Source organism: Streptomyces sp. NBC_01216 (assembly GCF_035994945.1).
GTDB lineage: Bacteria > Actinomycetota > Actinomycetes > Streptomycetales > Streptomycetaceae > Streptomyces.
This window is the reverse complement of the sequence record NZ_CP108677.1, coordinates 2519201-2532609: the sequence shown is the minus strand read 5'-3', so window position 1 is coordinate 2532609 and position 13409 is coordinate 2519201. Positions and strand designations below refer to the sequence as shown.

Here is a 13409-nt window from a genome sequence, read left to right as displayed (position 1 = left end):
GGTGCAGTCGCGACAGGTTGTCGACAGGGCCCCGAGGAGGGCGGATCGCTCACTTTGCTTCGAGTATCGGCTTTTCGGTGAGACCCGCGTTGTTCTTGCAGCCCAGCTCCTTGACCACGGCCAAGGCCACGGAGTGGAGGATGGTGAGGTTGGCCTCGCGGATGGGGACGGTGTCGGGCGGATAGGGTTTGTCGAGGTCGAGTGTCCCCTGGATGCGGGCCGGTGCCTTCGCGGAGCCTTCGAGCCGGGGGCTGGTGCATTCCAGGAACAGGTAGGCCCTCTTGAACCCCGTGTGCGCCTCACGCCCCATTTGATAGGGGTGCATGTTGATCACGCGTCCGTCGCCGATGAGATCGCTCGGGTCGTAGAGGCCGAAGTGGACATCGAGACCGGTGGTACCCGTCTGCGCCTTGACTTCGCACATGTCGGGATGAAACGACCAGCGTTCCCCCTTCTCGTAGTCTGATGCCAACTGCCGCACAGTGCGCTCAAGGCCGCCCGCCTCCCTGTTCTTGAATCTCTCCGCTCTCAAGGCCGTGGTCAGAGCCTTGGCAGCCACAGGTGAGAGCGTGCCTTCGCACTGCTGTGCGGCGGTGACGCGTAGTTCGCGACTCTTCTCCTCGCCCCTTCCACAGGCGGACAGGAGGGTACAGGCGACCAGTCCGAAGGTGATGGGCCCGATCGTTCTTCTCATGACGATCCTCGTAACCATTGGTTGATCAGCCAGTCTCCGGTGCGTTGCCGGTCTGCCTCGCGTGGGCATTGCCCAACAGATAGCCGCCGTCGACCGCCTGGATGAGGTCCTGCTTGACCTCGTCGCTCACCTCGGCGCGGTGCATCATGACGAATCGCTCCATGGGCGACTCGGCGCTGTACCTTCCCGCCATGTAGAGGACGGCCTTGTCCTCGTGAATCTTCCCCTCGGTGGTTTCCTTGTGGTCATCGAGGGTCTTGTCGGACCAGTCGCCGATCACCTGTCCAGCCAGCTGCCCCATGGCTCCGCTACCCGTCTCGACCGCGAGTGGTACGAGGATGGCTGCGGCTCCCGCGGCGGCGGCGGTAGCGGGCAGGAAGGCGACACCGGCCGCGATGGCGGCCGTGGTGCCGAACTCCACCCATGCGGCTTTCTTGGCCTGTGCCTTCTCGTAGTCCTCATGCACCTTCATGCCTTCCGCCTCGACCTGAGCGGCGCGTGACTCGTCCAGTAGCCCCTGAAGATTTGCCCCGGTGTACACCGCACCACGGGCCCGCCCTACGTTGATCTCGCCGTCCGGTCCGACCTGCGCCTCCAGCACGCTGGTGGTGTAGATGCGCTCCGCCGTGGAGACCGTGGCGTACGCGTCCGGATGCTGGCCCAGAGTGCTCAAGAACCTGATTGTCTGTTCCCGTCCGAACTCCGGGTGAGCAGATTTCGTGCTGTTGTCCGTAGGTGCGTACGGGCTCTCCCAGTCGTTCTTGTTCAGAGCCCAGTTGAGATCGTCGATGTAGCCGGCGCCCATGTTGCCGAGGCTGTCCGCGAGGCCGGACTGGTACTTCTTGAGGAACTCGGCGTCTCCTCCGTACTTCTCGACGACCTCGTGCATGATGTCGGCCGTCTTCTCGTCCCGGACGAGTTGCGGCTGCGGATCGTCCCACGCGTGACCGAGGGTCGCGGCCTCCAGTGCGTGGCCGAGCGCGTCGGGCATGAAGTCCATGGTCTTCGTGCGGGCGTCCGGGGCGTGGCCCTCGACGTCGGGGAAGAACTCGTATTTCTCGTTGGCGAAGAAGTCCAGGTAACTGGTCTCCTGAGTGTCCTTCGTCTTCGGGTCCAGGTCGACCGTCCCGCCGATGGTGCCGTCCTCGTTGTAGGGCGTCGGTGTGGCGGAGAAGAACTGCTTCGCGGCCTCGGGGCTGTGGCCGAGTGCCTCCAGCACCGGGATCATCGGGTCGAAGCCTGCGCCGTTGACGCCGGACGGGTTGTACGCGTTCTTCAGCCAGCCGCTGTCGAGGCTCTTGCTGCCGCCGAACAGGTAAGGGTCCTTGGCGTGCAGCTGTGTCACATGCTCGGCGATGGGAACCAGGAACTTGGGGTCGTAGTGGCCGTAGCGCATGATGCCGCCGAGTAGCTGGTACCCGAACGGCGGGTTGTAGTGATGACTGGTGAGCGGAACACGTTCGGTGCCCAGTTTCCGCATCTCGGTGGACCAGTTCTCGGTCCAGGTGTCGCCGCCGCGAGTGGCCGTGGCGAGGGTGAGGCCAAGGTTCCGCTGCAGGGCCTGGACGTCTTCCAGTCGCTGCTTGTCCGGTTCGGGGCCCGAGTTGCCGTACGTGTCGGTGGAGAGCCGTCCGAAGAACTCCAGCGCGCCCTTCGGCCCGAGACCCTCGTAGAAGGTCCGTGAGAACTCCTTCGAGCCGCTGTTCTTCTTGAGGAGTTCGTTCAGCCGCTCGAGGTCCGCATGGGAGATGTCCCGGCCCTTCTCGGCCAGATCGAGAGCGCGCTGTGCCTCTTCGGCGTCCAGGCTGCCGTACCTCGGCCCGCTGAAGTCGTGTTTGTCGCTCGTGATGTCGGCCTTGAGCGCGTTGGAGCAGGCCAGGTCGGCGTCGTCGCAGGTCTCGACGACGGCGTCGATCCGCTGCTTCATCGCGTTGATCGCCGCCCGCTCCCGGCGCACCAGGTCGGGATAGTCGGGGTCGTGCCGAACCCCCGGGTCCTTGATCAGCGTGACCGGGTTCCGCGCCTCTACCGTCCCGTTCGACGTCACGACCAGCCCCTGTGCGGGCGCCTCGGTCTCGACGATCTTCTTGAGGTCGTCCTGGGCCTTCTTGAAGCTGTCGTAGCCGTCCTGAAGGATCCGGTGGATCCCGTCGGCGGCCTTGGCCGCGTCGTCGAACTCCTTCGCGGTCTTGTCCACGAACGGTTTGGTGACCTCGGCGTTCACTCCCCGCCAGTAGTCGTCCTTGGCCTTGGCGGCCATCGTCGTTCGGGCGTCGTCGGCCAGCTTGTCCAGCTTCCCCTTCATCTCCGACCAGTCGTCGGCCGCGGCCTTCATCTTCCCGAGCGGGGCCCGGTACACATCGTCGAAAGTCAGCACGATTCACTCCCGACCTATGTGAAGTGGCCGCTGATCGCGCCGGTGGTGAGAGCGGTCCTGATGTCTTCCTCGTCCTGTGCGTGCCGGGCCGCGCTGTAGTCCAGGTGATTGGAGACGTGCGCGCACGCGTCCAGTAGCGTGCTCAGCTGGGAGCCCCACGTCTCCTGGACCGTCGTCATCGCTGCTCCGGTGCGGAATCCGTGGCCGGACATCGAGGTTGCCGCTTCCTCGGTGGTCGTCCGCGCGTGGATCCCGTCCTTCACGAGGCGACCGCGCAGCGCGTAGGCCGCGTTGCCGATCGCTCCGAGTTTGTCTTGATTGACACTGAGGTTCGCGAGGTTCGCGTCGCCGCCGAGGCCGGAGCCTCCCGACGCGACCTGATGGAGCCGCGTGTGAGGCGACTCGCGGGACACTTCCCTCTTGAGTTCGCTCCACTCGTCGTCGAACGACATGTTCTCCCCCGTAGCGACGGTTCGTCTGTCTCGCCCCGAGCTCTTCCGCGTCCGAGCTCTTCCGCGTCCGAAGTCTCCCGCGTCCGGGCACGGCCGGGCGGGTCGGCTTATTCGCTCGCGACCCTAGCGACCGGGACCTGTGGCCCTCACCTTGAGGAGCGTGTCCCGGCCAATCGGGCAGGAGGCGAGAGAAGGGGGGGGAACGGGGCTCTCGTCCCCCGGCCTGCGGATGCTCTTCCGGGGCTGGCCACGGCGGAACAGTAAACCGCTCCGGCGGCACGGGCTTCCGCCGGACCCCGACGCTCGAACGATCCTCGTATGAGGGACTTTTCGCATCGCTTGCGCATATCAGTGGATAGGCTCGGCCTCATGCCGCATCCTGGTCGGATGATGACGGTCAGGCAGGAGGGCGTGCGGTTGGTCGGCGAACTCGTCGCCCGTGTACCGGCGTTCCAGGAGGTGTACGACACGCACGTGCTCAGTGAGGGTGGCGTGCTGCCGCATGTCTTCTTCTGGGACGTCGTCCAGGGCACCGTCCGGTCCTTCCTGGGCGAGGACCCGCAGGCGGCGGACTGGCGCCGGACCCTCGACTTCCTGGAGGAGCAGAGCACCCGGGGCGTCCTCGGCGTGGACGAGGTCATCGTCACCTCGTTCCTCAACGACCTGCCGTACCCGCACGAGCCGGGACACGGCATCGTCGAGCAGCTGGGCCCGGTGATGGCGGCGAAGTTCGGCAGGATTCGTCCCGGCGGCTGACACCCCGGCGGCATCGGCCCGCGCATGGCCGGGTCCCCGTACTCGGCGCCCCGGGCGTCCGTCGCCGTTGCTCCGCAGTCCCGGTCACTGTCCCGGTCCCTGTTCCGGACGGCCCCTGCCGCCGCTGTGATCCCGCGCACCCGGCCCGACCTGCCGTGACCGGGGCGTTCGAGTGCCGGACATAATCGAGCGCATGTCCACAGCTCAGCCCGTCGCTGTCCGGCGGTCCGTCTTCCGGTCCGTCCTCGCGGCCGTGCCCTGGCAGGCGCTCGGCGGGTACGCCGTCACCCGTGTCCTCGGACTGGTGGCGCTCGCTGTCGGCTCCGCCGTCACCGGCAAAGACGGGCTGCACCGGCTGAGCGGCCGGTGGGACTCGGTCTGGTACGTCCGTATCGCCGAACACGGGTACGGCTACGAGGTCGCCCTGCCCGACGGCGGCGTCCACTCCGACCTCGCCTTCTTTCCCCTGTTCCCGGCGCTGGAACGAGCCCTCGCGGCCATCCTGTCCGTCGACGCGGCCACCGCCGGACTCGTGGTCGCCTGGACCGCCTCGCTCGCCGCCGCCTGGGGTGTCTACCGGTGCGGTGCCCAGGTCGCGGGGCATCCGGCGGGAGTCTGCCTCGCCGTGCTGTGGGGCGTGTACCCGACGGCCTTCGTCCAGTCGATGGCGTACACCGAGACCCTCTTCACCGCCTTCGCCGCCTGGTCGGTCCTCGCCGTGCTGCGCGGGCGCTGGGTCCTGGCGGGCGTGCTGTGCCTGTGCGCCGGGCTGACCCGGCCGACCGCCGTCGCCCTCATCGCCGCGATCGGGATCACCGCGCTGGTGACGGTCGTCCGCGAGCGCCGGCTGCCGGTACGCATGGCGGCGGGGGTATGCCTGGCGCCGCTCGGCTGGCTCGGGTACATCGTCTACGTCGCCGTGCGGCAGGGCAGTGCCACGGCCTACTTCGACGTCCAGGCCGCCTGGGGCAACTCCGTCGACGGCGGGGTCGCCCTCGCCCGGTTCATCGCCGGTCTTCCGCTGCCCGCCGCGCTCGGTCTGTGCGCGGCGCTCGCACTGCTCGGTGGGCTGGTGGCGCTGTGCGTCCGGCAACGGCAGCCACTGCCGCTGCTCGTCTACACGATCGGCGTGGTCGTGGTGTCCCTCGTCGGCGCCGCGTACTTCGGCTCCCGGCCGCGTCTGATGATGCCCGCGTTCGGCCTTCTCCTTCCCGCCGCGGTGGCGCTCGTACGGCTCCGGCTACGCGGACGGGTCCTCGTGCTGGCCGTGCCGGCGCTCGCCTCCGCGGTCTACGGCGCGTTCACCCTGCTCGGTCCGGGACCGCCGTGACCCGGACCCCTCGGCACAGTCCCCACGCGGCCATCGCACCGGCCTCCGCCTCCAGTACATGCCGGGCGCGGAGCCTGATCATGCCCAGGCGTCCCGGCCGCATGGTCACGACGTCCAGGACACGCAGGGAACGGTCCAGATAGGCGACGTCGATGGCGAACCGCATACGGAAGGTGTGGATGCTGTTGGCGGGGGTGAGGAGCAGCGCGCCCCGGACCCCGTCCCGGCCGAGCAGGCCCCGCCGCCGGGCCCGGTAGGAGGCCGCGATCTCCAGTCCGACCGTCGCCCCGGGAGCGGTCAGTGTTCCGGTGCCGTCACGCCATTTCGGCTGTCTCCGCATGGGGGAGACGGTAGTGGCGCGGATGGGTAGGGTGCCGCGCGTGGACGTCCTGCCGATCGTCGCCGCCGCCCTGTGGGGAGCCGCCACCGGACTGCTCGTGCCACGCGCCGCGTACCGGCTCTCCGTCGCACCCGGGGAGGACCGGCGGACCGGCTGCCCCGCGGGGCATGTCTTCGTCGGGCCGGCGGGCGGGTGGCTCGGTCCGCCCGGCTGCCGCGCCTGCGCCGCGGAGCCGGTACGGGTGCCGGTGTCGCCGGGTCCACCGGAAGCCACCGCCGGGCCGGTCCCCGCCCGGGTCCTGCCGGCCGCCGCCGTGTTCCGGCACCGGTTCGCGGCGCCCCTTCTCACCGCGTTCGCCTGTGCGGTGCTCGCCGCGGCCACCGGCCCTCGTCCCGAACTCGCCGTCTGGCTGCTCGTCACGCCGTTCGGGATGCTGCTCGCCAGTGTCGACGCCCGCGTCCACCGGTTGCCCGACCGGCTCACCCTGCCGCTCGCCGGGGCGGTTCCGCTGCTCTTGGGCGGCGCCGGGCTCCTTCCGCACAGTGCCGGCTCCTGGCTCCACGCGCTGCTCGGCGGTCTCGCCCTGGGCTGCGGATACCTCGCGCTGTTCCTGATCCATCCGGGCGGCATGGGCTTCGGCGACGTGAAGCTCGCCCTCTCGGTGGGCGCGGCGCTCGGCTGGTACGGCTGGGGCGTCCTCTTCGCCGGGACCTTCGCCGGGTTCCTGTCCGGCGCGGTGTACGGGCTCGGGCTGGTCCTCACCCGGCGCGCCGGCCGAGAGTCCGCCATCCCCTTCGGGCCCTTCATGCTCGGCGGCGCCCTCCTGGGGCTGCTCCTCGGAGGACTCTCCACGACCCCCTGAGGGCGCCGCCCCGGAGCCCGGCGTCAACCGGAGGGCCGTCACCGGGGGTCCCTCCTGGGAGGGACGAAACCCGCCGCCACGCCGAGGCGCAAACCCGCCATCGGACCCCAGAGCCCTTGTCCCTACTGGGATCCGGGGATTCCGCATCACACCGGTCGGCGCACGTGGCGCGCGTCGGCACTAATGAAGGGTTATGGTGGAAACCCCCCCTCGGGCCGGTCCGTATCCCCCCCACGGACCGGCCCGTTTTCTTTGTTCGGCACCACACGCGCCGGGACACGCGCCGCCGACGCGCCGGCGCACCACGTCCCCGCCCCCAGCCGCCCGACACCCCGGTTCCGGGGGTGTCCCCCGCGTGGCGTCATCCCCGGCCCGCGGCCACGTCTCCAAGCCCGTGCCGCGGGCACCTGCGTGGCCCGAGCCGGGCACTCGGAGGTCGTGCCCCCGAGTGCCCTGCCGCCCGTCGCGCCCGATCGCCCCACCGCCGTGTCCGGCGGCTCAGTTCCGTCCGGCCCAAATGTTGGTGCCCTCGGTGTCCACCGCGAAGGAGTCGATCTCCTCCAGCTCCTCCGCGGTCAGCGGCGCCGTGGCCGGCGCGGCCACGTTCTCCTCCAGCTGCGTCACGCTGGACGCGCCGATCAGCGCGGAGGTCATCCGCTCGTCGCGCAGCACCCACGACAGCGCCAGTTGCGCCAGCGACTGACCGCGTCGCTCGGCGATGGCCGCGAGGCCGCGCAGTCGGCGCAGCACCTCCTCGGAGAGCAGCTCCGGGTCGAGGGACTTGCCCTGCGTGGCCCGCGAACCCTCCGGGATGCCCTTGAGGTACTTGTTGGTCAGCAGCCCCTGGGCGAGCGGCACGAAGGAGATGCAGCCCATGCCGGCCGTCTCCAGCGTGTCGAGGAGGCCGTCCTCCTCCGTCCAGCGGTTGATCATCGAGTACGAGGGCTGGTGGATGAGGGCGGGGACGCCCATCTCCCTGAGGATGCCGGCGGCCGCGGCGGTCTGCTCACTGGTGTAAGAGGAGACACCGACGTACAGCGCCTTGCCCTGGTGGACGGCGGAGGCCAGCGCCCCCATCGTCTCCTCCAGCGGGGTGTGGGGGTCGAAGCGGGTCGGGTAGCCGGGGATCATTGCTGAACCCCCGGCCCCCTCAGAACCGGGCGTGCGGCTTTCACCGCACCCGGCTCAAGCACGTCCTGTGGGCTGCTCTGCGCCGTGCCCTCCTGGGCGTGGCGCTGGTGATGGCAGTGCGTGTGCAAGAGCACCGGATTCTTGTAGTCGTTCGTCCCGCCGTGCACCCGGTAGATCTTGTGATGCACGTTCAGGGTCTTGCGGCGGGCATCGAACCAGGCAATCCAGTCATGGACGTTGTCCGGTTCGAATTCCGCACCTTCTACAAGATCCAGACCGCATTCCGGGCAGAGACCCTTCTGCTTTGCCGCCAGGGACTGGAGGAACTTTCTCTCCGTCTCCAACTTGCTCCGCTTGCTGGCCCTGTCCGTCCAGTACTGCGTCAGTGCCGGGTCGTCCTTCGAATATGAGTCCATGACCGGGACGTGACGGACGATCTTCGTGCGGGCGGCCGGGATGATGAACCCCGTGTCGTCCCCGAAGACCCAGCGGTTCCGGCTTCCCGGAATCCGCTGCTTCCAGTAGTGGTTGGCGATCCAGAGCCTTCCCTTCCTGCGATGGTTTCTGTTCGCCCACTGCCAAAGCTGGTTGAACAGAATCCAGTCGAGGTGGTTGAAGGCATCCTTCGAGCTCCACGGACGGTAGTACGCGGTCCATCCCCGGATGAACGAGTTCACGTGACCAATCAGACGCTTGGTCTCGCTCCCTCGGTTTTCCCGGACGATTTCCCTGATACGTTCCGCGGCTCTCTTCATGGCATCCTTGCTCGGCCTGATGAGAGTGGTCCCGTTGCTGTACCGGCGGACGTTGCCCCCCAGGAAGTCAAAGCCATCGGTGAGGTGTACGACTCGCGTATTCTCCTCGTCGAAGGCCACCCCCCTCGGTTTGAACCATTCCGCCAGCCGACGCTTGGACTCATACGCCTGCTCCTCCGTGTGGCACATGACCACGAAGTCGTCCGCGTATCTCACCAGTGCAGGCGAGTCCTCCTTGACGGCCCTGTGGGCGCCCTTCTTCCGGTAGACCACTCCTGCTGCCTTCTCCATCCCATGGAGGGCGATATTCAGGAGAAGAGGACTGAGCACGCCACCCTGCGGAGTTCCCTCCGTGGTGGGCGCGAATCTTCCCTTCTCCATCACCCCCGCCTTCAGCCATCCCTGGATCATTTCCCTGCCGGGGAACTTTCCGATGGATGCCATCAGGTGCTCGTGGCTGATGCGGTCGAACGCCGCCGAGAGGTCGGCGTCCAGCACCCACACCCTGTGAGCCTGCTTCTTGCCGACGATCTGGTGGATCGCCGCCATCGCGTCGTGGCAGCCCCGTCCAGGGCGGAAGCCGTAGCTTCGCGCCTCGAACCGGGCCTCCCACTCGGGCTCCAGGGCGTTCTTCACCCTGGCCTGCTGTACCCGGTCACGAATGACCGGGATGCCCAGCGGCCTGGTCTTGCCATTGGCCTTCGGAATGTATACACGCTTTACCGGTGATGGCTTCACATTCTTCTCCGCGATGAGGTGCCTCGCCAGGAGGCCCCTTTCCTGAGGAGTAAGTGCCGTGTCACCGTCCACGCCGGCCGTCTTCCTTCCCCGGCTCACCTGCGTTACTCGGCGAACGCTCAGCAGAGTGTTCGCTGTTGATCGCAGCATGAGTTTCTGGAGGTTTCTGACCTTCGGCATGTCGTATTCCTGAGCAGCCTTGAAGATCCTCTGCCTCAGCCTTCGTACCTCCGCGTCCACCCGGCTCCAGTCAATGCTGTGCCAGGCTTCGGCGTCGTCGCCGGTTTCGTTCCAGAAGGACTTCCGTCCCGTGTTCTCGTCCATCAGTCCTCCCTGTCTAACGTGCACCGTCGTTAAGTCGGCGTTGGTTTATTGGTACTTCAAGGACGAACCTGGTCCGCGTGGGCCCCCTTTCGGGTCCGGCCATACGGCCGGTATCCACCGGGTTATAGCTGGAGGGTGGAGCCCCTTTATCCAGCCTTTCCCCCGGGCTTTCGCCCCAGTGGCATTTGCTTCTCGGACCATCCTGCGCCCGCAGAGGGTCTGTGCCTTCGTTGCCTCCGGCCTACCCCCGGTCGGGGGACCTCTACGGGGTTGTCTAGTTCCACACAATCAAGTCGCGCTCGGGGTGGGTGCCGTCTCTATCCCGGGAGCCACGGTGACCTATCCGCGCCTTCACAGCCGGCTTGGCGGATCGTGTGAGGGAGTCTCACCCTCTGCTCCTTTTCCGCCCGATTACTTCCCACTAGGGCGGTTCGTTCTTCACGAGACCTCGGCGACGATTCACTTTCGTTCACCCGTCCGAACTTCCCCCGGACCCGTACCGACGCAGTGGACGCGTCAGCCTTTGATCGCGTACTCGGGCTTCACGCAAAAGGATTACTCCTGATGCATGCCGAGCGGGGGACGGTCCGTTGGTCACAGGACCGGCCTGCCCTTATCTCCTTCCGGGCAGGCCCTTGATTGTGCGGCTTCTAGCCGCACTGCGAGTAGAAGATGTCGACGTGGTCGAGCCCCATACGCTTCAGGGAGGCGTCGAGCGAGGACATCAGGTACTTGCGGGAGCCCCACTCGCCGTAGGGCCCGGGGTGCATCAGATAGCCGGCCTTCGTCGAGACGACCAGCTCGTCCCGGTAGGGCGCGAAGTCCTGGGCGAAGACCTTGCCGAAGTTCAGCTCGGCGGAGCCGGGCGGCGGCCCGTAGTTGTTCGCCAGGTCGAAGTGGGTCACGCCCAGGTCGAAGGCGCGGCGCAGGATCGCGCGCTGCGAGTCGAGCGTGCGGTCGTCGCCGAAGTTGTGCCACAGGCCGAGCGAGACGGCGGGGAGTTTGAGCCCGCTGCGGCCGGCACGCCGATACTCCATGGAGTCGTAGCGGTCCGCGGAGGCGCGGTACGGGGAGGAATCAGTCACGTATCTCTGCTTATCACGGACTTGTGACAGTCCCGGGCTGGGAGCGATTGACCCGTGCGCAGTAATGTGGCGGCTTCGGGGACCACTGCGGCATGGAGGGGTTAAGAACAGTGAACCTGCGCGACCTGGTGTACGGGCTCTACGCACGCCGGGTGGAGGGCCGCCTCGATCACGCCCAGGTGCCCAAGCACATCGGTGTCATCCTCGACGGCAACAGGCGCTGGGCCAAGGCGTCCGGCGGGACCCCCGAGCAGGGCCACAAGGCGGGTGCGGACAAGATCCGGGAGTTGCTCGGCTGGTGTGCCGAGACCGACGTCGAGGTCGTCACACTCTGGATGCTCTCCACGGACAACCTGAACCGGCCCGAGGAGCAGCTGGTCCCGCTGCTCGGCATCATCGAGAACGCCGTCCGCTCGCTGGCGTCCGACGGCCGCTGGCGGGTGCACCACGTCGGCACGCTCGACCTGCTGCCGGCCAGGACCCAGTCGGTCCTGAAGGAGGCCGAGCAGGCCACCCACGACAACACGGGGATACTCGTCAACGTCGCGGTGGGCTACGGCGGCCGGCAGGAGATCGCCGACGCGGTCCGCTCGCTGCTCCTGGAGCACGCGGAGAAGGGGACGAGCTTCGAGGAGCTCGCCGAGACCGTGGACGTCGAGCACATCTCCGAGCACCTCTACACGCGCGGTCAGCCCGACCCGGATCTGGTGATCCGCACCAGCGGCGAGCAGCGACTGTCCGGTTTCATGCTGTGGCAGAGCGCCCATTCCGAGTACTACTTCTGTGAAGTGCACTGGCCCGCCTTCCGCAAGGTCGACTTCCTGCGGGCCCTGCGCGACTACGCGGCCCGCCACCGGCGCTACGGCTCCTGACGGCCGCGTCACCGGATCACCCGGCGGCGGACCGGGGCGGGTCACCGGGCGTTCATGAACGCGTCGTCATATGCCTGCGCATGGCGGCGGGCGTTCGAGGGAATACCCCTTCCAGAGTGAGCGGCACGGAGACCGCCACCCGGGAGGCCCGTTGCACCAGGACGACCGTGCAGGACGTGTACGGACGACGCGGAGGGCCGGAGCTCGGCCCGCGCGTCGTGGCCAGAGCCCGGTCCCATCCCGCAGCGACGCCGGTTCTGTCGCGCCCCGACCTCACAGGGGTCGTCAAAGGGGGTCTGTCCTTCCGTGGTGACCAGTACGAAGCGCCGCTTGTCCGACAGGCGCACCTATGTTCTCGACACCAGCGTGCTGCTGGCCGACCCCAATGCCGTGTCCCGCTTCGAGGAGCACGAGGTCGTGCTCCCGATCGTCGTGGTCACCGAGTTGGAGGCCAAACGGCACCACCCCGAGCTCGGCTACTTCGCCCGGGCGGCGCTGCGCCTCCTGGACGACTTCCGGGTCCGGTACGGGCGGCTGGACGCCCCGCTCCCCATCGGGGAGCTGGGCGGCACGCTGCGGGTCGAGCTGAACCATTCGGACCCCGGTGTCCTCCCGGCCGGCTACCGGCTGGGGGACAACGACTCACGGATCCTGGCGGTCGCCCGCAACCTGCAGGCCGAGGGTTTCGACGTCACGGTCGTCTCCAAGGACCTGCCGCTGCGGATCAAGGCGTCCTCGGTGGGCCTCCTCGCGGAGGAGTACCGCGCCGAGCTCGCCATCACCGACTCGGGCTGGACCGGCATGTCGGAGCTGGGGCTCTCCGCCGATCAGGTGGACATCCTCTACGACCAGGAGAGGCTGTACGTCCCGGAGGCCGCGGACCTTCCGGTACACACCGGGCTGGTCCTCCAGTCCGAGCGGGGCAAGGCGCTCGGCCGGGTCACCCCCGACGGCAACATCCGGCTGGTGCGCGGCGACCGGGAGGTGTTCGGGATCCGCGGGCGCAGCGCCGAGCAGCGGATCGCGCTCGACCTGCTGCTCGATCCGGACGTCGGGATCGTCTCGATGGGCGGCCGGGCCGGTACCGGCAAGTCGGCGTTGGCGCTCTGCGCGGGCCTGGAAGCGGTCCTGGAGCGCCGGCAGCACCAGAAGGTGATGGTGTTCCGTCCGCTGTACGCGGTCGGCGGCCAGGAGCTCGGGTACCTCCCGGGCAGCGAGGCCGAGAAGATGAGCCCGTGGGCCCAGGCGGTCTTCGACACCCTCTCCTCGGTGGCGGGCCGGGAGGTCATCGAGGAGGTCCTGGGCCGCGGGATGCTGGAGGTCCTGCCGCTCACCCACATCCGGGGCCGCTCCCTGCACGACGCCTTCGTCATCGTCGACGAGGCGCAGTCACTGGAACGGAACGTCCTGCTGACCGTTCTGTCCCGGATCGGGTCGAATTCGCGCGTGGTGCTGACCCATGACGTGGCCCAGCGCGACAACCTCCGGGTCGGCCGGTACGACGGAGTCGTCGCCGTGGTGGAGAAGTTGAAGGGGCATCCGCTCTTCGCCCACGTCACGCTCACCCGCTCCGAGCGTTCGCAGATCGCGGCACTCGTGACCGAAATGCTGGAGGACGGGCAGATCTGAACCGAAGAGACGGATTCGTACACTCTCGTAGCCGTACGTGAGTTGGCGCCGCCCGGCGAAGCGG

The 13409-nt window shown here is 68.1% G+C and carries 10 protein-coding genes and 2 pseudogenes; 5 read left to right on the top strand and 7 right to left on the bottom strand.

Annotated elements, in window-relative coordinates; all coding sequences use genetic code 11:
* Nucleotides 1-49: 49 nt before the first annotated feature.
* From OG393_RS10660 to OG393_RS10650, 3 genes are read right to left on the bottom strand one after another with little or no spacing between them, the layout of a single operon-like run.
* Nucleotides 50-694, bottom strand: coding sequence for a hypothetical protein (locus tag OG393_RS10660; RefSeq protein WP_327374417.1), 645 nt, complete (start codon nucleotides 692-694; stop codon nucleotides 50-52).
* Nucleotides 695-719: 25 nt separating this feature from the next.
* Complete coding sequence (locus OG393_RS10655; RefSeq protein WP_327374416.1) at nucleotides 720-3071, bottom strand: DUF6571 family protein; 2352 nt, start codon at nucleotides 3069-3071, stop codon at nucleotides 720-722.
* Between the two features lie 14 nt (nucleotides 3072-3085).
* Nucleotides 3086-3523, bottom strand: a complete 438-nt coding sequence (locus OG393_RS10650; RefSeq protein WP_327374415.1) for a hypothetical protein — start codon at nucleotides 3521-3523, stop codon at nucleotides 3086-3088.
* A 369-nt stretch (nucleotides 3524-3892) separates the two neighbouring features.
* Here OG393_RS10650 and OG393_RS10645 point away from each other — a divergent pair, with 369 nt between their 5' ends.
* Complete coding sequence (locus OG393_RS10645) at nucleotides 3893-4279, top strand: hypothetical protein (protein ID WP_327374414.1); 387 nt, start codon at nucleotides 3893-3895, stop codon at nucleotides 4277-4279.
* Nucleotides 4280-4472: 193 nt separating this feature from the next.
* A complete protein-coding gene (locus tag OG393_RS10640) occupies nucleotides 4473-5609 on the top strand; it encodes a mannosyltransferase family protein (protein WP_327374413.1) in 1137 nt (378 codons plus the stop codon).
* Here the strand turns inward: OG393_RS10640 and OG393_RS10635 are convergent.
* Nucleotides 5581-5949, bottom strand: coding sequence for a DUF192 domain-containing protein (locus OG393_RS10635; protein WP_327374412.1), 369 nt, complete (start codon nucleotides 5947-5949; stop codon nucleotides 5581-5583). The genes OG393_RS10640 and OG393_RS10635 overlap by 29 nt on opposite strands.
* Before the next feature lie 40 nt (nucleotides 5950-5989).
* On the opposite strand from OG393_RS10635, the gene OG393_RS10630 reads away from it, so the two are divergent.
* A complete protein-coding gene (locus OG393_RS10630) occupies nucleotides 5990-6811 on the top strand; it encodes an A24 family peptidase (protein WP_327374411.1) in 822 nt (273 codons plus the stop codon).
* Between the two features lie 498 nt (nucleotides 6812-7309).
* Here the strand turns inward: OG393_RS10630 and OG393_RS10625 are convergent.
* The 3 genes and pseudogenes from OG393_RS10625 to OG393_RS10615 all read right to left on the bottom strand — a co-directional run.
* A pseudogene (locus OG393_RS10625) lies at nucleotides 7310-7930 on the bottom strand (aldo/keto reductase); the annotation flags it as partial.
* Between the two features lie 8 nt (nucleotides 7931-7938).
* Nucleotides 7939-9759, bottom strand: coding sequence for a group II intron reverse transcriptase/maturase (gene ltrA / locus OG393_RS10620; protein WP_327374410.1), 1821 nt, complete (start codon nucleotides 9757-9759; stop codon nucleotides 7939-7941).
* A gap of 662 nt (nucleotides 9760-10421) precedes the next feature.
* A pseudogene (locus tag OG393_RS10615) lies at nucleotides 10422-10796 on the bottom strand (aldo/keto reductase); the annotation flags it as partial.
* Nucleotides 10797-10954: 158 nt separating this feature from the next.
* On the opposite strand from OG393_RS10615, the gene OG393_RS10610 reads away from it, so the two are divergent.
* Both OG393_RS10610 and OG393_RS10605 read left to right on the top strand, forming a co-directional pair.
* Nucleotides 10955-11716, top strand: a complete 762-nt coding sequence (locus tag OG393_RS10610) for an isoprenyl transferase (protein ID WP_327374409.1) — start codon at nucleotides 10955-10957, stop codon at nucleotides 11714-11716.
* 306 nt (nucleotides 11717-12022) lie between these two features.
* Nucleotides 12023-13345: a PhoH family protein gene (locus tag OG393_RS10605; RefSeq protein ID WP_327374408.1), complete on the top strand. Its 1323-nt coding sequence runs from the start codon at nucleotides 12023-12025 to the stop codon at nucleotides 13343-13345.
* Nucleotides 13346-13409 lie beyond the last annotated feature (64 nt).

Bases quoted from the DNA above. Each gene is read 5' to 3' on its own strand.
- OG393_RS10645 (WP_327374414.1), top strand. From the start codon at position 3,893: ATGCCGCATCCTGGTCGGATGATGACGGTCAGGCAGGAGGGCGTGCGG.
- OG393_RS10650 (WP_327374415.1), bottom strand. From the start codon at position 3,523: ATGTCGTTCGACGACGAGTGGAGCGAACTCAAGAGGGAAGTGTCCCGC.
- OG393_RS10660 (WP_327374417.1), bottom strand. From the start codon at position 694: ATGAGAAGAACGATCGGGCCCATCACCTTCGGACTGGTCGCCTGTACC.
- OG393_RS10635 (WP_327374412.1), bottom strand. From the start codon at position 5,949: ATGCGGAGACAGCCGAAATGGCGTGACGGCACCGGAACACTGACCGCT.
- ltrA (WP_327374410.1), bottom strand. From the start codon at position 9,759: ATGGACGAGAACACGGGACGGAAGTCCTTCTGGAACGAAACCGGCGAC.
- OG393_RS10640 (WP_327374413.1), top strand. From the start codon at position 4,473: ATGTCCACAGCTCAGCCCGTCGCTGTCCGGCGGTCCGTCTTCCGGTCC.